Genomic DNA, 19,120 nt, shown 5'->3' on the forward strand with positions numbered 1-19,120 from the left:
GCTAAAAGAGCGGATGAGGCGCCATGCCGAACATCCTTGGGCGAGGTTGTCCATCCGTGCTGCCGACAATACGCCATCCTCCTTTTTCCTTCACGAGATGATGTACCTCCTGGTGCCAACTATCGATGGGGACCCGATCCTTCGTGTTCTTCGATGTCGCCCATAAAGCGCCGGTACAGGTGATCTCGGCTTTCATCTGGCCCTGCAATTCAATTTTTCTGATTGCCGAAAAGATATGGATATTGGAAATGAGGTCGTAGTGAGAGAATAGCTCCTCCCAGATCTTGCGGATATCAGGTTTTTTGAGCCCATGATAGCGATATTGCTCGGAGTATAGCGCCATCAGCGAATCCAAATCGCGGGAGCGAATCGATTCCTCGGCGCGGTCGAAGGTACTGGTCAGTTCGAGAATGGTCTGTTGATCCGCCTCGATCTTCGCGTCCGGAGGAATCTGCGTCATGCCGTCCACCGGCACCGGTGCGACAAGGCCGGTGAACCCTAAAATGGTTATGATACCGAGCAATAACACGTTCATAATTGCCTCGGCTCCTGAAGGAGACGGTCAACCGCGGCCAAAAACAACCCTCCGCGGTGGCCGTCCGTCACACGATGATCTGCAGACAAGGTAGCGGTTACTAGAGGCCGGGCTGCCAGCCGGCCGTCTACAATCCATGGGCGGTCCACCATTTTCCCGAAACCGACGAGAGCGACCTGAGGGGGATAAATGACGCCGAAGACAGTTTCCACTCCCTGGTCGCCGAGGCTCGTGACCGTAATCGTCGGGTCGGAGAGCTCCGAGCTGCGTAGCGTCCCGGCTCTTGCCCGTTTCACCAAGTCCTGAAATGCCGCCATGAGCTCGCTCAGGCTGCGTTGATCGGCATGGTGCAGTGCCGGGGCAATCAAGCCCCCGTTTCTCAATGAGATCGCCACGCCGATATGCACATCTGGGCTAGACACTGTTTCGCCATCTTTCCAGATGGCATTCAACTCCGGGACTTGACGTAATGCCAATGCCACCGCCTTGATCAGCAGTACGCCGTACAGCAGGCGATCGGTCACCGTACGGCGACGATTTTCTTCGCTGAGCCAGGCGATGCCCGCATACATGTCGATGGTCGTGCCGAGGTAGTAATGGGGAATTTCGCGTTTGGATCGGGCCATGGCGGCTGCAATCGTCTGGCGCATCCTGGATTGGCGATCGCCGGCTTCGATCGGCGCCGGCGCTGGTGTTGTGACCGCGCGAGCCCGGGGCAGATCTTCCAATGTGATCGCGCCGCCGGGACCCGTTCCCCGCACACTGGATAGGTCCAATCCCAGTTCAGCCGCGCGTTTCTTCGCCGCGGGTGAAACACGAAGGCGAGCCGATTCAACGACGTCGGCCCCGGCCGAAAACAAGGGCGGGGACGCCGCCGCCTGGTCGGCCCGGCTCGCATCCGTCGGGGCCGGCATCGATGCAGCCGAGGCAATCGAGACCGGCTCTCCCTCGGCCTGGATGACCGCCATCACGGCACCGACCCTAACCGTATCGCCGGGGCTGATCAAGAACCGCTCAATGATCCCGCTGGTGAAGGATTCAATCTCGATTGCGGCCTTTTCGGTATCGACCTCGGCGATGATTTCTCCCTTGGCGACATGGTCGCCTTCTCGTTTCCGCCAGGCGATCAGGGTGCCTTTGGTCATGTCGGCGCCGAGCGTCGGCATCACGAATTCAGTCATGTAAAGCTCTCCGTTCCTCCTCCGTGGCCGATGTTTTCTTGCAGGGAAGGTTTCCGCTCGCGGTATCAAAGATGCCGTGCTGTGCCGTGATGTCGCGGAAGACCTGGCGTTTATTGATTCGCTGGCGTTCTCGCGAGCCCAGCAGATCCGCCAAGATCCTCACCGCGTCGAGAACGAACCTTCCCTTATTCAACATCACGCACTCGGCCCGTTGTCCGGTCGCGGCATCGGTGATCTCAGCCCGAGCGGGCACCCCGCTCTTAGCGAGGCCCTCCAAGACCTGAGTAGCCCAGATGACCGGCACGTGGGCCGCCTCGCAGAGACAGAGAATATTTTCCTGCACCAACGCCAGGTGCTCGAATCCCACTTCCACCGCCAGATCGCCGCGCGCAATCATCACGCCGAACTTCGGTAATTGCAATCCCGCCAATAATAATTGGGCCAGCCGGTGAATGGCCTCCCCGCCTCTGCGCCGCCTTGCGTTGAACCGTCTGGAACAGGCGGGTGACCCTCTGCTTGAGAGAACCGGTTTGCGTCTTTTTGGTTGTGGAGACGGGGGTCATGTCCGTCATCTGATTCGCTGCCGGATGCATCATGTAGCCCGAAGCAGTTGAGTAACAGTCTGCACGATTGTGCTGACTTGTGGAAGCGCCGCCTCCTCGAGATGCTTGGCATAGGGAATGGGGACCTCGGCGCTGCACAGCCGTCCGACGGGGCTATCGAGATCGTAGAACGCTCCTTCGACGATCTGGGCGCTGATCTCCGCGGCGAAGCTTCCGGTCCGCCAAGCCTCATCGATGATCAGGGCGCGATGGGTCTTGCGCACCGAGGCAAGGACCGTGTCATTATCGAGCGGCCGCAGCACGCGAAGATCGATCACCTCCGCCTCGATGCCTTCCCGCGCCAATTGGGCTGCAGCGTCAAGTGTTTTCCACAGACAGCCACCGAACGTGATGAGACTGATGTCGGTTCCCGTCCGACGAACGGCGGCCCGGGAAATATCGACTGCCGGAGGCCCTTCCTCCAGTTCGCCTTCCAGCGGATAGAGATAGGCATGCTCGAAAATAAAGACCGGGTCCGGCTCTCGAACCGCTGCCAGCACCATCCCTCGCGCGTCGGTCACCGTGGCAGGGGTCAAGACTTTGATCCCTGGAATATGAGCGTACCAGCCTTCGAGGCTGTGAGAATGTTGGGCGGCGACCTGACGTCCTGCGCCGGTGGCCATCCGCACCACCAATGGGATGCTGAACTGGCCTCCCGACATGTGCCGGAGAGTGGCCGCATTGTTGACGATCTGATCGAGCGCGAGCAGGCTGAAATTCACCGTCATGATCTCGACAATCGGCCGCATCCCGCCCAAGGCGGCGCCGATGCCCGCTCCGACAAACGTGCTCTCGGAAAGCGGCGTGTCCCTGATGCGCTCGGGGCCGAATTGATCGAGAAAACCTTTGCTGCAGGCATAGGTGCCTCCGTACTTGCCCACATCTTCTCCCATCAGGAATACACGCGGATCGTGTTCAAGCGCCTCGTGTAGCCCCGCGCGCACCGCTTCTCTATACGTCACCTTGTCCATGCCGATATCAGTTCTGAATTCTGAGTTGTGAATTACTGTGTTGGGTTTTATTCGTCGTTTTCCACCTGAGACCTCACGACTCACGCCTCGGCGTTTCCGTGTATACGTCTTTTGTCAGGTCTTCGACCGCCTCCCAAGGGCCCGCCTCGGCGTAGGCCACGGCCTCATCGAGTTCCGTGGTGATATCAGTTTCCACCTTTGCCACATCAGGGTCTGACAGGAGCCCCGCTATGCGAAGGGTCTGTTGGAACGTCGCGATCGGATCGCGCTCTTTCCAGCGGGCCACTTCATCTTTAGATCGGTAGAGCTCCGCGTCATACATCGAATGGGCGCGGAAACGGTATGTCAGACATTCGAGCAGATAGGGTCCCCGGCCTTGTCTCGCTGAGTTGACGGCCCGCTCCGTGGCGGCTGCCACGGCCAGGACGTCCATGCCGTCCACCGCCTCGGAGCGGACGCCATAAGCGTGGCCCTTGTAGGCGATGTCAGTCTGCGATTGATGGCGCGCGAGCGCCGTCCCCATCGCATAGAGGTTGTTTTCGCAAAGAAAGACAACGGGCAAGGACCATAGCGCGGCGAGATTCAATGATTCGTGGAATTCTCCTTCGGCCACCGCTCCGTCGCCGAAATAGCAGGCGGTCACCCGAGAGCGTTGTTGCATCTTGTCGGCCAGGGCCAGCCCCACAGCCACCGGCAAGCCGCCGGCCACGATGGCCAGGCCACCGAAAAACCGGCGCGAGGCGTCGAAGAAGTGCATCGATCCTCCGCGACCTCGCGCGCAGCCGTTCGCCTTTCCGTACAGTTCCGCCATGAGCGTGCCCATGGGGGTGCCGCGGACGAGGGCATGGCCATGCTCCCGATAGGTGGCGACGATGGCATCTTCCGGACCGAGAAACGGAATGGAGCCGACCGCGACCGCCTCCTCGCCGATATACAAATGAAGAAACCCACGGATCTTTCCGTGCTGATACAACTCAGCGCATTTCTCCTCAAATCGACGGATCCGAAGCATCTGCCGCAGCAGTTCCAGGCCTCGGTCTCGAGTGACGTGAACGCGATCGAATTCGCCTTGACCCGTCATGCGCGTACTTCTCCGCCTGACCGTTTACGCCTCCAACGTCGAGGTGTCCCCTTCCGGTAGACCCAGTTCTCGCGCTTTCAGCAAGCGGCGCATGATTTTACCGCTTCGCGTCTTGGGGAGCGAAGGCAAGAACTCGATTTCTTTCGGGGCCACGACCGCACCGAGGCGTGACCGAGCAAAACCCAGGAGCTCCCGTTTGAGCGCCTCACCGGGCTGAAATCCGTCCTTGAGCGACACAAACGCCTTGACGACTTCCATGGCCACCGGATCCGGTTTGCCGATGACCCCGGCCTCCGCCACGGCCTTGTGCTCGATCAACACGTTTTCCACTTCGAACGGGCCGATGAGGTGTCCGGACGTTTTAATAACGTCGTCGGCTCGTCCCACGAACCAGTAGTAGCCGTCCTGATCTCGTTTTGCCAGATCGCCTGTGAGGTACCAGCCGCTGATAAAGCACTTCTTGTACCGCTCCGGCTCGTTCCAGTAACCGCGGAACATCGAGGGCCAACCGGGCTTCAAGGCCAACTCGCCTTGTACGCCGGGCTCGCGGATTTCTTCAATTTCCCCGCTCTCAGTCTTCTTGACGATTCCCGCTTCAATGCCGGGGAGGGGCCGGCCCATGGAGCCGGGACGAACATCCATCGCAGCATAATTCGCGATCATGATGCCCCCGGTTTCAGTCTGCCACCAGTTATCGTGAAACGGACGCCCGAAAACTCCCTGGCTCCACACGACCGCTTCCGAATTCAAGGGTTCTCCCACGCTGGCGAGGAAACGAAGCTGGCGTAAATCGTATTTCTTCACCGGGTCAGCCCCGATCTTCATCATCATCCGAATGGCGGTCGGGGCGGTGTACCAGACAGTGATCCGCTGGTCCTGCAGAATTCGATACCAGCGCTCCGCGTCAAATTCCGCTTCATCGACGATACTGGTGATACCGTTCGTGAGCGGGGCCATAATGCCGTAGGATGTTCCGGTTACCCAGCCAGGGTCGGCCGTACACCAAAAGATATCGTCTTTGTGAAAGTCGAGGGCCAGTTTGCCGGTGGCGTGGTGGGCCACCACTGCCTCATGAACATGAACGGCGCCCTTAGGGGTACCGGTCGTTCCGCTGGTGAAATGCAGAAGCGCCATGTCTTCTGGATTGGTGGCGGCAATGGAATAGCGCGGGCTGGCGTGATCCATCCCTTCATCGTAGTCGAGCGTCCCAGCGATGGAAGTGCGGCGGCCTGTATCACTGATCAGCAACACCTGTTTAAGATCCGGCAGCGAAGCACGGATTCCGGCGATCTTGCGTTGATAAAGAGTCTCGGTGGTGATCAGGACCTTCGCCTGTCCGATTGTCAAGCGCGAACGAATGGGTTCCGGTCCGAATGCGGAGAAGAGCGGGCAGAACACACTTCTGTTCTTCAGGGTGCCCAAAGCGGACACATACAGTTCGGGAATGCGCCCCGCGAGCATGAATACGCGGTCGCCCTTCGTCACGCCGAGGCCGTCCAACATATTCGCAAAGCGGTTAGTCAGCTCGCGTAACCGCTGGTAGGTGTAATCTTCGATCCTCCCATTTTTTCCTAGCCAGCGTATGGCGAGCTGTTGGCCCTTTGGGCCATTTGCATGGCGATCCACCGCTTCATGCCCGATGTTCAAGCCCTGTCCATTGGGTAGCCCATCCAAGTCTTTTCGCGCCTCATCCCACGAGAAGCGGGCACGGACGGCTGCATAATCATGGAGATTCGGGATCGTGTCCCAATCTCGTCGAGATTTGATGATCGGCGGCCAGGGCATGGCAGGTTCCTCCAGACAGTGGGTGCAAGGCATGGACCATAGGCCGGGCTGGAATTGAGAGGTGAAGCCTATTCAGAACGAGGCAATTCTACAAGGAACGTCGCCAGGCATGGCAGGTATCGGCTGTGGCAGAACTCGACAGAGGGGAGGCAGGACGAGGGGATTTTCGCGCCACGCCGGAGAATGAATCCTTTCTTTCGCCACAGACTCTCATGAACGATAACAAGAGGCGGCTGCAAATCCTCAACACTGAGGTTCATATGGTGCTCGATTTTGCGAACATGGTATGGACTCGGACAGGCGCGGCGAGGATGGCTGGAGAAAGACGATGTGCTCAATACACGGTCACTCGCGGTGTTACGTTCCCTTGTTGAGACGGACGATGGGCAGCGCATAAAGGAGATCCCACACACCACGCGGACGCTATGCTTCAAATCGACGGATCGCTGCATTCCGGAAGCGGCACGATTGTCAGGCAGGCCGTCGCATTTGCTGCGCTCACGGGCCGTCCCATCCATGTGACCAATGCGCGCGTCCGACGGCCCCAGCCTGGATTGAGACATCAGCATATCCGTGTAGTGGAAGCCGTTCGTGATCTGGTGAATGGAACGGCCGAAGGTCTGGCGCCGGGGTCGCGGGAATTCTGGTTCAAGCCCGGCACAATGAAAACCGGCCGCCGCTATGTCTGGGACATCGGCACGGCCGGGTCGACGACGATGCTTGGTATCGCGCTCCTGCCGGTGCTCGCGTTCGCCTCGGCGCCCATTCATATTGAACTTCACGGCGGACTCTTCCAGGATTTCGCTCCCTCGCTTTTCCATGTCGAATCGGTCCTGGTCCCGCTGCTGAGGCGCATGGGATTGAAGGTCGATCTGTCGATGAACCGTCCCGGCTATGTGCCGAAGGGCGAAGGATCGTTTTCTCTCTCGGTTCAACCCCTGCGAGGACCATTGCGCGCCCAGCAATTGGATCGGCGGGGCGAATTACGCCGTATCTGGGGCGTGGCGCTTTCCTCTCATCTCGAACAACGCCGTGTCAGCGAACGAATGCGGGAGGCGGCTCAAAAGGTCCTCGGCGAGCGCGGCTATCGAGCCGAGGTCGAGATTCGCCACGACCGCGAGTCTCTCCAGCCGGGAGCCGCGTTTGCCTTGTTTGCGGATTCTGACGAAGGGGTCAGGCTTGGCGCAGACAGGGCCGGTGCGGTGCGGCGATCGGCTGAATCGATCGGCCGGCATGTTGCCAAGCAGCTTCTGGCTGATTGGGACAGCGGCGCCACGCTCGATCGGTTTGCAACGGACCAGATTGTGCCCTTTGCGGCGCTGGCCGAGGGGCGAAGCCGGTTTCGCATTCCGGACGTCACCGATCATCTCATGACTTGCGCCTGGCTGGCGAAACTCTTTCTTGGCGCCGAGGTCACGATCGACGGTCGCATGCTTACCATCGACGGCGTGGGCTATCGAAACGAGATGCAGGGGCAGGAATAACCCGACGGTAACCGAAGGGACTTGCGGATTGGAGAGACTTTAGGCTTCCCGCTCGACTCGGCGGGCCTGCTCACCACCTCTGCGCTTGACCTCGATGTCTTGAAGTGTTCCTCTCACCGAGGTCTCCGCTCTCGCTTCTTAGATAAGGCTTTTGATCCGCATGTCAACTCATGCCGTTCGGTTCTTACCATGTGCGAGGCGCCGATTCTCTTTATCCGGAAAGTTGGTGCCGCTTGCTCTTCTGCTTTAGCTTCAAGAGACGTCCGGCCTGCTGCTATTTCCCGCTCTTTTCCTGATCGTTGCTGAGAGACCGTTCTTGCAGGCGGTGAACGAGTTCCGCATAGGATGAGGTGTGCATGACGTTGCTGAACTGGCTCCGGTAGTTCTTCACTAGGCTCACGCCGTCGATAATGATATCGTAAGCATACCATTTGTCTGATTTCTTGATCAGCCGGTAGTCCATCGGCACATCGACTTTCTTCGATGTCAGTTTGGTTCGGACCTCCGCGTACTGTCCTTCGATTCGCTCGCTGAGATAGTGGACCTGTTCTCCGGCATAGTCTTCAATCCTGGCCGCATAACGATCCGAGAGGAAGGCTTTGAATAAGTCCACGAATTCGTCCCGCTGCTCCGCGGTGAGAGAGGCCCATTGGGAGGCGAGCGAGCGCTTTGACATCTCTGCATAATCGAACCGATCCGCGATGATCGTTTCAAGCAGTTTTCGCCGCGCCTGGCGTTGGCTTGGCTGCTTGAGTTGCTTGTCCTCAAGCGTGTGGATAACCTGTGTAATCGTGCCGCGGACCGCCTCCGTCGGAGATTCCGTCTGCGCGGATGCCGGGCAGGCGAATATCCATGTCAACCCGACCCAGAGAAGCGCCGCGGAACCCACGAGGAGCCGAAGATGATAGGGTTTACGATGATAGTCTGTGTGTGGTCCAGTGGTGAACCGCCGGCCTGAAGAAATTCGACCTGCCAGAAAGATAGAGTCAAGCATGGTGAGGCCTCCGTTTCCCGCCGCTCAAGGGTGTTCCTTTGGATTGGATGTGTCCTCATGAATAAGGGGCACGAATCGTACCAATTCCAACGTGCGGCGTTCATAACCCGTCTTAGTGCGGCGATAAAGAACCAGACTTTGAACGGACGTGCCCACCGGCAGAATCATTCGTCCTCCGATTGCGAGTTGGTCCAGCAGCGGTTGGGGCACATGGTCCGGCGCGGCAGTAACGATGATGGCATCAAAGGGGGCTTCCTCCGGCCACCCGTTGTATCCATCCCCCGTGCGAATGACGACATTGTCGTACCCAAGATCTGCCAGGGTTGCGGCGGCTCGGTTGGCCAACGGCTCTACGATCTCGATCGTGTAGACCTTGGGCACGATCTCAGCGAGAATGGCGGCCTGGTAGCCTGATCCCGTACCGATCTCCAAGACCTTTTCCTTGCCCGTTAACTGCAATGATTCCGTCATGGAGGCGACCAGGACCGGCTGACTGATGGTTTGCCCGTGGCCGATGGAGAGGGCGCTGTCCGCGTACGCGTCCCCGGAATAGGCGGCGGGAACAAAGCGATGGCGGGGAACGAGACGCATAGCCGCGATGACATTGGTGTCTCTGACGCCGCCAGAAATGATCTGCTCCTCCACCATCCTGTTTCGTTCCGATCGCCTGTCGTGGTCCGGCGAGGAATGCAACAATCCTTTGTCACGGTCATCGCAGCCATTCATGAGCATCACCATAAGGATGGCAATCGAAAAGAGAGTCAAGATGGTCCTCTCTCACCGCGCTCCGTCGTCGGTCTACTCTTTACATTAACATCCATGCCGCCAAGATTGTGAGTGAGCGAGCCTCTCCGCTGTCTTCGTGAGAAGCAAGGAGGAGGCCGCTCTGGCATTCTACGTGCAACAGGTATGAGCCTCGCTCGTAGCAGTTTTTCAAGGCGTCGGCTTTCACTACAATAGGAACTGGGAATGGTATTTCACCGTGCATCTTCACACGGGAGAAAAGAACTCGATGAATGAACCCATTATCATGCAATCTTCACGGCAGCCGCTGGCCGACCAGGCGATCGAAATTGTCGAACGGAAAGGGCTGGGCCACCCTGATACCATTTGCGACGCCGTGATGGAGCAGGTTGCCGTGGAATTATCGCAGGCCTATCTCAAGGCGTTTCGCCACGTGCTGCATTTCAATGCAGACAAGGCGTTGCTGGTGGCGGGGCAGGCGGCGTGCCGGTTTGGCGGTGGATCCGTGATCAGTCCGATGAGGCTGGTGATGGGAGACCGCGCTACGTTTGAATGGGCTAACAAACCGATCCTCGTGGCTGAAATCGTCGAGCGAGCCGCCTACCGGTGGTTTCGAAGCCATCTGCCGCTCGTGAAACCGGTCAAGGACGTGATCTGCCAGGTGGAGTTGAAACCTGCGTCTCCCGAGTTGCGTTCGGTGGCCGAGCGGGCGGGGGAACCGGTCGCGAACGATACTTCCGCCGTCGTCGGATACGCGCCGCTGACTCCGACGGAGCGGCTGGTGTTTCAGACCGAGCAGTATCTCAACAGCCCTTCCTTCAAGAAAGAATGGCCCGATACCGGACAAGATGTCAAAGTGCTTGCCGTGCGAAGGGGCAGTGAGGTTGATATGACGGTCGCGATGCCGCTCCTGGCTTCGCGGATTCGCCGTGAATCGGAGTATTTTTCGCGAAAGGCCGGCATTGCCGATCGCCTGCAGCGCTTCGTGCGGCAGAAGGCGGGCAAGGACTTATCCGTACGAGTCGGCTTGAATAGGCTGGATAGCCCGGGTGCGGGCATCGACGGCGTGTACCTGACCCTTCTCGGCACTTCTGCTGAGTCGGGCGATTCCGGCCAGGTGGGCAGGGGCAATCGCGTCTCCGGGGTGATTTCGCTGCAACGGCCGGCCAGTGGAGAAGCGGCGGCGGGAAAGAATCCGATGGCGCATGTGGGGAAAATCTACAATGTGTTGGCTCAGATCATGGCTGAGCAGTTGCATCACAAGATCAAAGGGCTCAGGGAAGTCACCGTGTGGTTGACGAGCCGGATCGGCGAGCCTGTGTCGCAGCCGCATTCGATCGTGATCGAGGTCTTTCTGCCTGAGCACATTTCACTCTCGTCGGTCGAGGGAGCGATCCGCACTGAAGTGCGCCGGACGTTGCGATCGATCAAACCCTTTTGCCAAGCTCTGGCTCGTGGCGTCTATTCGGTTTGCTGATGAAAGTCGGGGCGAAGACGCCGAGTACTCGGGCAGTTGGATGTTTACACCATAGGCCGAAGGGTCATCGATTGACAGAGAGAAGACGGCCGGCAGCATCGCCGTAACTTATCTTGATATAATGACAATTGTGAATGCTCTCGTGCCGACTAAGTATTGGGTGGGACCTGATATCCCCTGACGGGAAACACATCGGCCGGAATTGAGCGGCGGCTCCGGAATCCATGACGCGCGTACATAGGAGAATCCAATGAACACACGGAAGAACATGTCGAAGACTCGCGAAGGCGAAGAGAGCCGCGTGGTCTCCAGCCCATTAGGTCGGAAGGCTTCTGCGGTGAGGCGCCAACACAAAAAAGACGCCATTACGGCGGCGATGGATCAGTCGCAACGCCGGGGTGCGGCTGAGTCCGCCCTGCGCATCCCACCCGCCTTGGGTCGAGCGGTCGAGGCTGCCAAGCGCGGAAGAAAAAAGCTGGCCATCACCGACGCCTTGGTGGAATCGCAGCGAGAAACTGAAGCTTCAAGAAGGCCGGCATCGAACTCCTTAGAACGAAAGGTGGCGGCGGCAGAACGTCTCCATAAGAAGGGAGTGGTCACAGCGGCCTTAAAGGAATCTCAGCGCCGGACTGCTCCGCGAGAATCGTGAACGGTGAAATCTATGGTCGAACCTCAGCAGGGCAAGCAGAAGGTCGCGTTCGCCTGAAGGCAAACTCGTCCTGCTTCGATTGACAGAGTAAGAACATCGGACACCTTCATATAGGTGTTGTGGCTGTTGTGGGACCCATTGGTTGTGTCGCCTGGATTACTGTAGGGGCTGCGAAAAGTCCTTAGTGCAAAACCTCCGCGGATTTGCTATCGTTTTGGCCGATCTCGCTAAGAAACAACCCTGGTTGATCGTCCACCGGGATTCTGGGAGGTACTCCATGCAGACTCCTCAGCTCGAACCCAAGACGACCGCTGCGCCCACATCCGCCTGTTTCCACCAACGACTTATCGAGCGGATCCGGTCGGAAGATAAGGATGAGCCTTCCCGATTTCGGTGTCTTGAGTGTGGAGGCATCGTCGACAATCTGCAGCGCGCAGACAGAACGACATAGTCGCCGGCCTTCCTCAACCCGTCGTCCTTGGCGCTTCCCTCACGGCCAATATGTCGCGCGGGCTTTCACATAGCCAAAAATCACATCTCGCCGCGCGACGATGCCGATGGGTTTGCTTCCCCTCACGACCGATACTCTGATCAGGTGGCGCTCCTGAAGTAGGTGAATCAGGTCCATAAGGGGCGTATTCTCTGTAGTGGTAACGACCTCACGAGTCATGATCTCCATTGCCACGCACTTCGCGGAGATCTCTGCCCTGCTCGACAGTTTTCAGGAGATCGAATTCCGTCACCAGCCCGCGTAGTGTGCCGTCTGCTTCCATACGCTTCCGAAATTGTGCTCGCTCAAGAGCTCGCGCTCGCCTTCGGATCGACCTTAATGAGGCATCCTGATCATTTGGCGTACGACTAACGTTTTCGGATCACAGGCGTTGGCGCGCCTCTTCCAGAGTCGCGACGAACCGTCATGAATAATGCGGGCTAAGATCAGTTGCCTTTGATCCATCAATAGACAGTTTAAGCATGGCGGATGCCCGGTGACCGCATGGGGGGGTGCTCAGTAGGCAGGCAAAGCCCTCCTGTACATGAAGACGTCGCGCTGTAGATATATGCACCACATCCGGCTGCGGGTGTTGCGCTGTTACAGCGCGGCGGCTTTGGAGGGGGCGACCATGATGAGGTAGTCGACCAGCTCGTCCATGGCGATGCAGGGTAGCTCGCACGATAACCGATAGAATTCCTGTCCCCGGTCTCCCGCCGTAAATTCAATTGTGGCTGTCTTTCTGGTTTCACCATCCATGACCGGTGAGGTGATCTCGGTGTCCTTTGCAGTCAAGGTAAATTTGTGGGCGTTATGATTGGCATCGGCGTAATTCAGCACAAGGCGAACCCGCGTGCCCCGCGGAATGGTCATTCGTTTCTCTTCCATCACGACACCTGACGCGAGCAGGCCCTGTGCCGTAACCTTCATCGTAATCGTTAACGGCGTGGCCGCAGGTGCAGGCGGCACATGTCCGATCACCATCAGAAAGCAGACGATCAAGAAGGCGGTCTTGCTTCGCGTCATGGTTCCATGCTCCTTGGTTCTGTTCTCGAGCTATCCGATCACTGTGCTGGGAAGGACCTTGGGATATGCCGAACGCAAGGAATGGATGCAGGCCTCGTGACAGCGCGCGCCGACAAAGGATTTTTGATCACAGGCTTCGATGGAAAGTCGTTGTTTCTCGACATCCCAGGAAAGTGAGACCTTCGCGTCATTACCGGACGCCGGGCATTCTGTGCAGGCTTCCTCCGAAGGAGGAGATTGTGCTTGGACGGCAAATGTACTGATGAACAACATGGAGAAGAACGTCGCGACGGTTCCAAGTCCGACTATATCCATTGAAGAGCCTCCTTGCCATGCTAAAGGGATAATTACCTAATCGCTGTCCTTCTCTGATTCGATGTCGAGCAACCTGCGATAGCATTCTGCAATCGCGATGCCGATCAAACAAGCGGATTGGCAAGAGGCGCGGTCGCCTAAGTCCTTGTGATTGCGGCATGTCGAGCTTCTGAAGGCGGGCCGGCGCGGCCAAAAATGAGCAACAGTGCCGCGGAATTGTGCCACCTGTCACAGCGGTTTGTTCAGAGAAGCTCCTTCTCTCACGCGGATCCCGGCGGGGCGGAGAGCAGCCAGCCAGGCGGAAAGAGCTTTCCGTCCTTCTTCGACAATGAGAAGTCCGGATGCGCTCCACAAGAGAAGCCCCCATACCCACAGAGGTAGGGACTGTGTGCCGAGGATCCAATGTCCGAAAGGCGTATAGACCATCAAGAAGAGCAAGGCCGCTTCGACCATGACGCCAAGAAGGACCAACGGATTGCTGAAGAGACCCAGCCGAAATATCGACGAGCGATCCGATCGGCAGGCGAACACATTGGCGATCTGGGCCATCACGATCGCGCTGAGTGTGACGGTGGTGGCTTCCTTATAGAGGGAGGAAGACCAATCGAGCGGAGCATTCCAACTCCAACCGCTCGCCGAAAGGTAGAGAAAGAATCCGCCCATGGCGATCACGGCTTCGATCGCTCCAAGAAACGCGTAGGCTCTGAGAAGCAGGCGCCAACCGAGCAGTGTCTCGCTGCGCGGCCTCGGCCGTTCATCCATGATCCCGGCATGCGGGCGTTCCGCGCCCAAAGCGAGCGCCGGCAACAGATCTGTTCCGAGATCAACCGCCAGGATTTGTGGAATCGTCAGCGCCAGGGGCGCCGAAAAGATCCCGTAGGCCAGATACGGCACGACCTCCGGAACATTGCTCGCGAGCACATACGTGACGAACTTCCGGATATTCGCATAGACGGCCCGTCCCTCCTCGATGGCATTGACGATGGTGGCAAAACTGTCGTCCAGCAAAATCATATCGGCCGTTTCCTTCGCCACGTCCGTACCGGCGACGCCCATAGCGATGCCGATATCCGCTTTCTTCAGAGCAGGCGCGTCGTTTACCCCATCGCCGGTGACAGCCACGATCTCATCCATCTCCCTCAAGATCGAGACGATCCGCATTTTATGCCGGGGCGCCATGCGCGCGAAAATGGGATCCGGCTCGCCCGGTCGCGTGGGCGTGAGCAGCCGGCGGAGCTGCTCGTCGGACAGCAAATCGACGCGGGCTCCTTCGATCACCGGCACGAATCCGGCCGGCAGCGGCTGGATAGGGAGCAATCCAATCTTCCGTGCAATGGCCGCTGCAGTCGCGGGATGGTCTCCGGTGATCATGATCGTGCGCACTCCGGCGCGTCGACATTTTGCGATGGCATCAGGAACGTCCCGATGAGGCGGATCCATCATGGCGACCAGGCCGAGAAAGGTCAGATCCTGCTCCGTCGTCTCGACGTCCAAGCGAGCCATGCCTCCGTCAATATTCCGCGTTGCAAGCGCCAGCACACGGTAGGCTTGTGCTGCGAAGAGCTCGCTTTGCAGGAGAATCCTCCGCCGCTCATCCGCGGTCATGGCGATGTCTCGGTCTCCCCGCCGCATTCGACTGCAGAGAGGAAGAACCGATTCCGGCGCACCTTTCGTGAAGGCCACCAGGCGTCCTTCGACCCAGTGCAGGGTGCTCATCCGTTTGCGATCTGCGTCAAACGGCAGTTCGCTCATGCGAGGGGGCGGCGAACCGTGAGACAACCCGTGAGCGACGGCAAATTCCACCAGCGCCGTCTCCGTCGGATCGCCCGTGACTGCCATGCGGCCGTCCGGCCGGCGGATACGTCTCGCGTTGTTACAGTGAATCATGGCATCGAACAGGGGACGCCAGCGTTCCGCTTCGATTGAGCCGATTAAACGGCCCCGCGCGAACAGGCACCCTTCCCTGGCTTCCACGATGAGATCGTTTACATACAAGCACTCGACCGCCATGCGATTTTCGGTAATCGTGCCCGTTTTATCCGTGCAAATCACCGTGGTGCAGCCGAGGGTTTCGACCGACGGCAAATGCTTGATGAGCGCTCCGCGTTTTGCCATCCGCTGGCTGCCCATGGCGAGGGCCAGCGTCACCGTCGGCAGAAGCCCTTCCGGCACATTGGCGACAATGACGCCGATGCCGAAGATCGCGCTGATCCAGAAGCCCAATCCCATTCCGATTCCGACCGTGAAGAATAGTCCGCCCATCGCCAGGGCAAGGAGGCCGACGACGTGGGTAACCCGGGTGATCTCTTTCTGAAGGGGGCTCAATCCCGACTGAACGGAAGTGGTGAGACGCGCGATCTTACCGAACTCGGTTTGCATGCCGGTGGCGAAGACGGCGGCTTGCCCATGGCCGGACAAAACCGTCGTGCCGGCAAATACGAAATTCGCAATGTCGTGGAGGCTGCTGTCTGCAACGGATTCGGCTGTGCGTCGCTGGGCTTGCGATTCTCCGGTCAGGGATGAATTGTCCACCCGCATCCCGACCGCTTCCACAAGCCGTGCGTCCGCGGGAATCTGTTCTCCTTCTTCAAGAAGGAGCAGGTCGCCCGGCACTATTTCGGCCCGAGGAATCTGTTGATGCCGGCCGGTGCGCAGGACCCAGGCATGGGGCGGAAGCAGTTCTCGTAATGCTTGGACGGCCCGTTCCGCTTTGTACTCTTGAATAAATGCAAATATGGCATTGACGAGGATGACGCCGAGAATCGCCCAGCCAAGTACCGCCATCCCTTCTCCGGGATGGAGATATTCGACCAGAAAAGCGAGAGCTGCTGCTACCCACAGCAGGAACGCCAGAAAGTGGGTGAATTGGCGGAGAAAGCGGCCGGTGAGCGACTCGGCCCCGGCCTCGAGATTGTTGCGGCCATAGCGCGCGAGCCGCCGAGCCGCTTCATCCGCTGTGAGGCCGGACGGCGATGTCGCCAGCACGGCAAAGACTTCGCTGGCCGGTAAATCATGAATCGGCCGGCGGATCGTGTCAGGCACGTGGTCCTCGAACGATGAGCACCGAGCAGGCGGCATATTTCAGCAATGTCTCCGAGACACTGCCCAGCTGGAGCCGCTCCGCCGTACTCAATCCGCGGGATCCGGCGACCAATAGATCGGTGTTATTGCGAGCCGCCTGTTTCAGAATGCTGCCGGAGATGTGGTCTGTCGCGATCTCTGCCGTCACGGCATAGCCTGATCGGAGGAACAGGTCGCGATATCGGCCGACCAACTGCCTGGCCTTCTCCCGTTTCGGCTTCATGAGGACTTCCAATTGGGAAGCCGCGATATACTGTGCGGCCAATTCCGTTACCATCGGATCCACAATGGTCAGAACCGTCACATGAGCCGATTCCGGAAGGAGCTTTTCGTTCAAAAAGTCGGCAGCTATGCGAGAATGTTTGGACCCATCCACTGCGACAAGGACCTGAGCAAGTTGAGTCAGGGGTTTTTTGGTAATGAGGACGGAGCAAGGGGCGAGTGCGGAAACTTTGCGGGAGACGCTTCCGAGAAGAAACCCGCGTACGTCACTCAAGCCCCGGCTACCGAGAAGGACGAGATCGGCTTTGCGCCGTCGCGCTTCACGCGCAATCGTCGCCGCGACCGGGCCGTGGCATAACTGAATGCGAATTCTTGTGTGAGGCTTCGTGACCGCTTGTGCCAGACTGATTTTTGCCATTCCGGCCATCCGTTGAAGCATCTGCGTGCCGGCCTTGTCTAGGGCCGTTCTGAGCCGTTTCGCGACTGCCGTTTTGCCGGTGACGCCTTGTTTCATCGAAGATGTATCGATAACATGGACTAATGTGACTGTTTCGGGCGCCCGGCCGGCCAGGGCCTCAAGAGATTGCACCGCCCATTGTGAAAATTCCGATCCGTCTACCGCGCAAATGATATGCATGGATGTGTCTCCGGGTTGGAGTGCTCCTGGAACAAGGTCTGCATCGGATATGCCTTGGGTCCTATGAGGCAAATGGCCATTAGGCCATGCGTTTTCGATGACTTAGCCTGATCGTTCTCTACAATTCGTCATGCGGCATTGCGGCTTTTTGCAGCAGGACGAGAGCGGAACTGTGGTGATTGTCATCACTGCCCGACTCCTTGTTGGGGCCGTGGTTCTACAGGACAGCGGGAGAACGCGTGCGGAAACCAAAAGGGAGCAACCACAGATGAGGCCTGACGTGAATGAATGGCGGTGGCGTGTAAGTCTGGGGTTGGGGATAGCTCTTTTGTCGAGTCTCGCCATACCGGCCGACGCGGGCCCCACGGCTCGGATATCAGAATCCGGTCAGGTGTTGGAACTTGAGTACGAAGGGGCGGGGAGAATCTATACAGATACGATTCCGCTGTACCGTAGCGACAAGCTCCGGTACTTCAGTGCCGGTGTCGGAATCGAAGAACGATCGGCAACCTATCCCTCCTTCCCGCTCAAAATGGTTTTTACCGCCGGGGGCAAGCCATACGTTGCCGGCGTTTCCGTGACCGTACAGCAGAGCAATGGAGCGACCATTGCCAGCATTCCGCAGGAACACGTGACGGGCCCCTGGCTCTTTCTGGATGCGCCGGACGGGTTGTATCAGATCTCGGCGACGATGGGGAATCAAATTGAGTATCTCAACAATGTCCGAATCGACCGGGGCACACAAAAGACACTGTACGTGCGATGGCGTGAGCCATGAATGATCGCGATAAGCCGGGCCCCGTCCGGTGCACGAGGTGGACGCGCATGTGAAACAGCGGTGCGCGGGCACGGAACGCAGGAAACAAAGAGCGGGCAGATCACGCAAGGGCAGAGTAAATGTGCGTTCGGCCACCGGACTATTTCCGATCCGAGGAGGCACTATGACGAGTGAATATCGTGCGGGGAGTCCAGCGGTGGGACGGAATTTCGTTGATATGACGGTCGGCGAGATTATGGAGAAGAAGGTGCAATCGGCTCATCCCGACACCGGCGCCGATGTGGTGGCCTCATCAATGGTCGAGGGATTCGGCTCGCTTCCTATCGTGGACGAGCAGCAACGACTGATCGGTGTGGTAAGCGAACATGATCTGTTGACTGTCTTGGAGGGAGGCCGGCGATGGTCGGATCTAAAGGCGCAGGACGTCATGAGCCGCAATCCCTATTCGGTCAGAATGGAAACGACTGTGGCGACGCTGATTCATGTGCTGAAGGCAAGCGATTTGATCCGTGTGCCGGTCGTGGACGCGCAGAATCGCTTGATCGGCATCGTCGCGCGGAGGGATGTCGTGCGTGCTTGCCTGAATGAGGAGTCCGGCGCGAAGGCCTGAGCAAGGAGGAACCATGAGGCAGACGGAGTTTTTGCGAAAGGCGTGCGACCCCAGGACATTGACGGTGGGACAGTTGATGCAGGATGCGGTCTTTACCTGCGGTCCCCATACGGATTGCCTCACGGTCAGCCGTCTTATGACCCAACATCACTTCGGCAGCCTGCCCGTCGTCGATGGAGATCGAAACCTGCTCGGCTTGGTGACCGAATATGATCTTCTTCAACTGATGAGCGAAGGGCGGGAGTTAGGGAAGGTCGCCGTGAACGACATCATGAGCGGCCCTGTTCTCACGGTGACGGAGGACAAATCGTTGGTCGAGGTCGCAGATCTGTTTCGAGACCGATATGTGACCAGAGTGCCGGTTGTGCGGGGGAAAGTCCTGGTCGGCATCGTGGCACGACGGGACCTGTTGTTCGGCTACCTGAATGCGTCAGCCTACTGGTCATGAAGACCCGGGC

Annotated in this window: 18 protein-coding genes and 1 pseudogene; 6 read left to right on the forward strand and 13 right to left on the reverse strand. The window is 58.5% G+C overall.

All coding sequences use genetic code 11. From position 1 onward, the window contains the following. Nucleotide 1 precedes the first annotated feature (1 nt). The 6 genes and pseudogenes from ACWGXE_RS03575 to acsA all read right to left on the reverse strand — a co-directional run bounded on the left by ACWGXE_RS03575 (nt 2) and on the right by acsA (nt 6,155). On the reverse strand, nt 2-535 hold the full coding sequence (locus tag ACWGXE_RS03575) for a hypothetical protein (protein ID WP_447601381.1): 534 nt from the start codon (nt 533-535) through the stop codon (nt 2-4). Beyond that, entirely contained in the window at nt 532-1,716 is a 1,185-nt protein-coding gene (locus tag ACWGXE_RS03580; protein ID WP_447601382.1) for a dihydrolipoamide acetyltransferase family protein, read from the reverse strand. The genes ACWGXE_RS03575 and ACWGXE_RS03580 overlap by 4 nt, the downstream gene beginning before the upstream one ends. Beyond that, nucleotides 1,709-2,176: pseudogene (locus tag ACWGXE_RS03585) on the reverse strand (pyruvate kinase); the annotation flags it as partial. The pseudogene ACWGXE_RS03585 and the gene ACWGXE_RS03580, both read right to left, overlap by 8 nt. Nucleotides 2,177-2,308: 132 nt before the next feature. Next, nucleotides 2,309-3,289, reverse strand: coding sequence for an alpha-ketoacid dehydrogenase subunit beta (locus ACWGXE_RS03590; RefSeq protein ID WP_447601384.1), 981 nt, complete (start codon nt 3,287-3,289; stop codon nt 2,309-2,311). Nucleotides 3,290-3,362: 73 nt separating this feature from the next. Continuing rightward, nucleotides 3,363-4,370 carry a pyruvate dehydrogenase (acetyl-transferring) E1 component subunit alpha gene (gene pdhA, locus ACWGXE_RS03595; RefSeq protein ID WP_447601386.1) on the reverse strand — a complete coding sequence of 336 codons (1,008 nt, stop codon included), beginning with the start codon at nt 4,368-4,370 and terminating at the stop codon, nt 3,363-3,365. Nucleotides 4,371-4,394: 24 nt separating this feature from the next. After that, nucleotides 4,395-6,155: an acetate--CoA ligase gene (acsA, locus tag ACWGXE_RS03600; RefSeq protein ID WP_447601388.1), complete on the reverse strand. Its 1,761-nt coding sequence runs from the start codon at nt 6,153-6,155 to the stop codon at nt 4,395-4,397. A gap of 425 nt (nt 6,156-6,580) precedes the next feature. Here acsA and rtcA point away from each other — a divergent pair, with 425 nt between their 5' ends. Beyond that, entirely contained in the window at nt 6,581-7,639 is a 1,059-nt protein-coding gene (gene rtcA / locus ACWGXE_RS03605; RefSeq protein WP_447601389.1) for an RNA 3'-terminal phosphate cyclase, read from the forward strand. Nucleotides 7,640-7,913: 274 nt separating this feature from the next. On the opposite strand, the gene ACWGXE_RS03610 is transcribed toward rtcA, so the two are convergent. Then, nucleotides 7,914-8,633, reverse strand: coding sequence for an MlaC/ttg2D family ABC transporter substrate-binding protein (locus ACWGXE_RS03610; RefSeq protein ID WP_447601391.1), 720 nt, complete (start codon nt 8,631-8,633; stop codon nt 7,914-7,916). Nucleotides 8,634-8,657: 24 nt separating this feature from the next. Beyond that, nucleotides 8,658-9,398, reverse strand: a complete 741-nt coding sequence (locus tag ACWGXE_RS03615; protein ID WP_447601392.1) for a protein-L-isoaspartate(D-aspartate) O-methyltransferase — start codon at nt 9,396-9,398, stop codon at nt 8,658-8,660. A gap of 247 nt (nt 9,399-9,645) precedes the next feature. Here ACWGXE_RS03615 and ACWGXE_RS03620 point away from each other — a divergent pair, with 247 nt between their 5' ends. Both ACWGXE_RS03620 and ACWGXE_RS03625 read left to right on the forward strand, forming a co-directional pair. After that, nucleotides 9,646-10,854, forward strand: coding sequence for a methionine adenosyltransferase (locus ACWGXE_RS03620; protein WP_447601394.1), 1,209 nt, complete (start codon nt 9,646-9,648; stop codon nt 10,852-10,854). A gap of 250 nt (nt 10,855-11,104) precedes the next feature. Next, nucleotides 11,105-11,503 (forward strand): hypothetical protein, encoded by a 399-nt coding sequence (locus tag ACWGXE_RS03625; protein ID WP_447601395.1) that lies wholly within the window; start codon nt 11,105-11,107, stop codon nt 11,501-11,503. A 490-nt stretch (nt 11,504-11,993) separates the two neighbouring features. Here the strand turns inward: ACWGXE_RS03625 and ACWGXE_RS03630 are convergent, their stop codons facing one another. The 5 genes from ACWGXE_RS03630 to ACWGXE_RS03650 all read right to left on the reverse strand — a co-directional run bounded on the left by ACWGXE_RS03630 (nt 11,994) and on the right by ACWGXE_RS03650 (nt 17,274). Next, nucleotides 11,994-12,173: a CBS domain-containing protein gene (locus tag ACWGXE_RS03630; RefSeq protein ID WP_447601396.1), complete on the reverse strand. Its 180-nt coding sequence runs from the start codon at nt 12,171-12,173 to the stop codon at nt 11,994-11,996. Nucleotides 12,174-12,593: 420 nt separating this feature from the next. Next, nucleotides 12,594-13,019: a hypothetical protein gene (locus tag ACWGXE_RS03635; protein WP_447601397.1), complete on the reverse strand. Its 426-nt coding sequence runs from the start codon at nt 13,017-13,019 to the stop codon at nt 12,594-12,596. A 30-nt stretch (nt 13,020-13,049) separates the two neighbouring features. Further along, nucleotides 13,050-13,334, reverse strand: coding sequence for a hypothetical protein (locus ACWGXE_RS03640; protein WP_447601398.1), 285 nt, complete (start codon nt 13,332-13,334; stop codon nt 13,050-13,052). 228 nt (nt 13,335-13,562) lie between these two features. Further along, entirely contained in the window at nt 13,563-16,376 is a 2,814-nt protein-coding gene (locus ACWGXE_RS03645) for a cation-translocating P-type ATPase (RefSeq protein WP_447601400.1), read from the reverse strand. Next, on the reverse strand, nt 16,369-17,274 hold the full coding sequence (locus ACWGXE_RS03650; RefSeq protein WP_447601401.1) for a universal stress protein: 906 nt from the start codon (nt 17,272-17,274) through the stop codon (nt 16,369-16,371). Before ACWGXE_RS03650 ends, ACWGXE_RS03645 begins: the two co-directional genes overlap by 8 nt. Nucleotides 17,275-17,554: 280 nt before the next feature. Between ACWGXE_RS03650 and ACWGXE_RS03655 the strand changes: the two genes are divergently transcribed. The 3 genes from ACWGXE_RS03655 to ACWGXE_RS03665 all read left to right on the forward strand — a co-directional run bounded on the left by ACWGXE_RS03655 (nt 17,555) and on the right by ACWGXE_RS03665 (nt 19,110). Beyond that, entirely contained in the window at nt 17,555-18,052 is a 498-nt protein-coding gene (locus ACWGXE_RS03655) for a hypothetical protein (protein WP_447601403.1), read from the forward strand. Between the two features lie 163 nt (nt 18,053-18,215). After that, nucleotides 18,216-18,662, forward strand: coding sequence for a CBS domain-containing protein (locus ACWGXE_RS03660; protein WP_447601405.1), 447 nt, complete (start codon nt 18,216-18,218; stop codon nt 18,660-18,662). A gap of 13 nt (nt 18,663-18,675) precedes the next feature. Continuing rightward, nucleotides 18,676-19,110: a CBS domain-containing protein gene (locus ACWGXE_RS03665; RefSeq protein WP_447601407.1), complete on the forward strand. Its 435-nt coding sequence runs from the start codon at nt 18,676-18,678 to the stop codon at nt 19,108-19,110. Nucleotides 19,111-19,120: the final 10 nt, after the last annotated feature.

Source organism: Nitrospira sp. Nam80 (assembly GCF_965152575.1).

Bases quoted from the DNA above. Each gene is read 5' to 3' on its own strand.
- rtcA (WP_447601389.1), top strand. From the start codon at position 6,581: ATGCTTCAAATCGACGGATCGCTGCATTCCGGAAGCGGCACGATTGTC.
- ACWGXE_RS03620 (WP_447601394.1), top strand. From the start codon at position 9,646: ATGAATGAACCCATTATCATGCAATCTTCACGGCAGCCGCTGGCCGAC.
- ACWGXE_RS03640 (WP_447601398.1), bottom strand. From the start codon at position 13,334: ATGGATATAGTCGGACTTGGAACCGTCGCGACGTTCTTCTCCATGTTG.
- ACWGXE_RS03625 (WP_447601395.1), top strand. From the start codon at position 11,105: ATGAACACACGGAAGAACATGTCGAAGACTCGCGAAGGCGAAGAGAGC.
- ACWGXE_RS03635 (WP_447601397.1), bottom strand. From the start codon at position 13,019: ATGACGCGAAGCAAGACCGCCTTCTTGATCGTCTGCTTTCTGATGGTG.
- acsA (WP_447601388.1), bottom strand. From the start codon at position 6,155: ATGCCCTGGCCGCCGATCATCAAATCTCGACGAGATTGGGACACGATC.
- ACWGXE_RS03580 (WP_447601382.1), bottom strand. From the start codon at position 1,716: ATGACTGAATTCGTGATGCCGACGCTCGGCGCCGACATGACCAAAGGC.
- ACWGXE_RS03630 (WP_447601396.1), bottom strand. From the start codon at position 12,173: ATGACTCGTGAGGTCGTTACCACTACAGAGAATACGCCCCTTATGGAC.
- ACWGXE_RS03590 (WP_447601384.1), bottom strand. From the start codon at position 3,289: ATGGACAAGGTGACGTATAGAGAAGCGGTGCGCGCGGGGCTACACGAG.
- ACWGXE_RS03660 (WP_447601405.1), top strand. From the start codon at position 18,216: ATGACGAGTGAATATCGTGCGGGGAGTCCAGCGGTGGGACGGAATTTC.
- pdhA (WP_447601386.1), bottom strand. From the start codon at position 4,370: ATGACGGGTCAAGGCGAATTCGATCGCGTTCACGTCACTCGAGACCGA.
- ACWGXE_RS03575 (WP_447601381.1), bottom strand. From the start codon at position 535: ATGAACGTGTTATTGCTCGGTATCATAACCATTTTAGGGTTCACCGGC.
- ACWGXE_RS03610 (WP_447601391.1), bottom strand. From the start codon at position 8,633: ATGCTTGACTCTATCTTTCTGGCAGGTCGAATTTCTTCAGGCCGGCGG.
- ACWGXE_RS03665 (WP_447601407.1), top strand. From the start codon at position 18,676: ATGAGGCAGACGGAGTTTTTGCGAAAGGCGTGCGACCCCAGGACATTG.
- ACWGXE_RS03650 (WP_447601401.1), bottom strand. From the start codon at position 17,274: ATGCATATCATTTGCGCGGTAGACGGATCGGAATTTTCACAATGGGCG.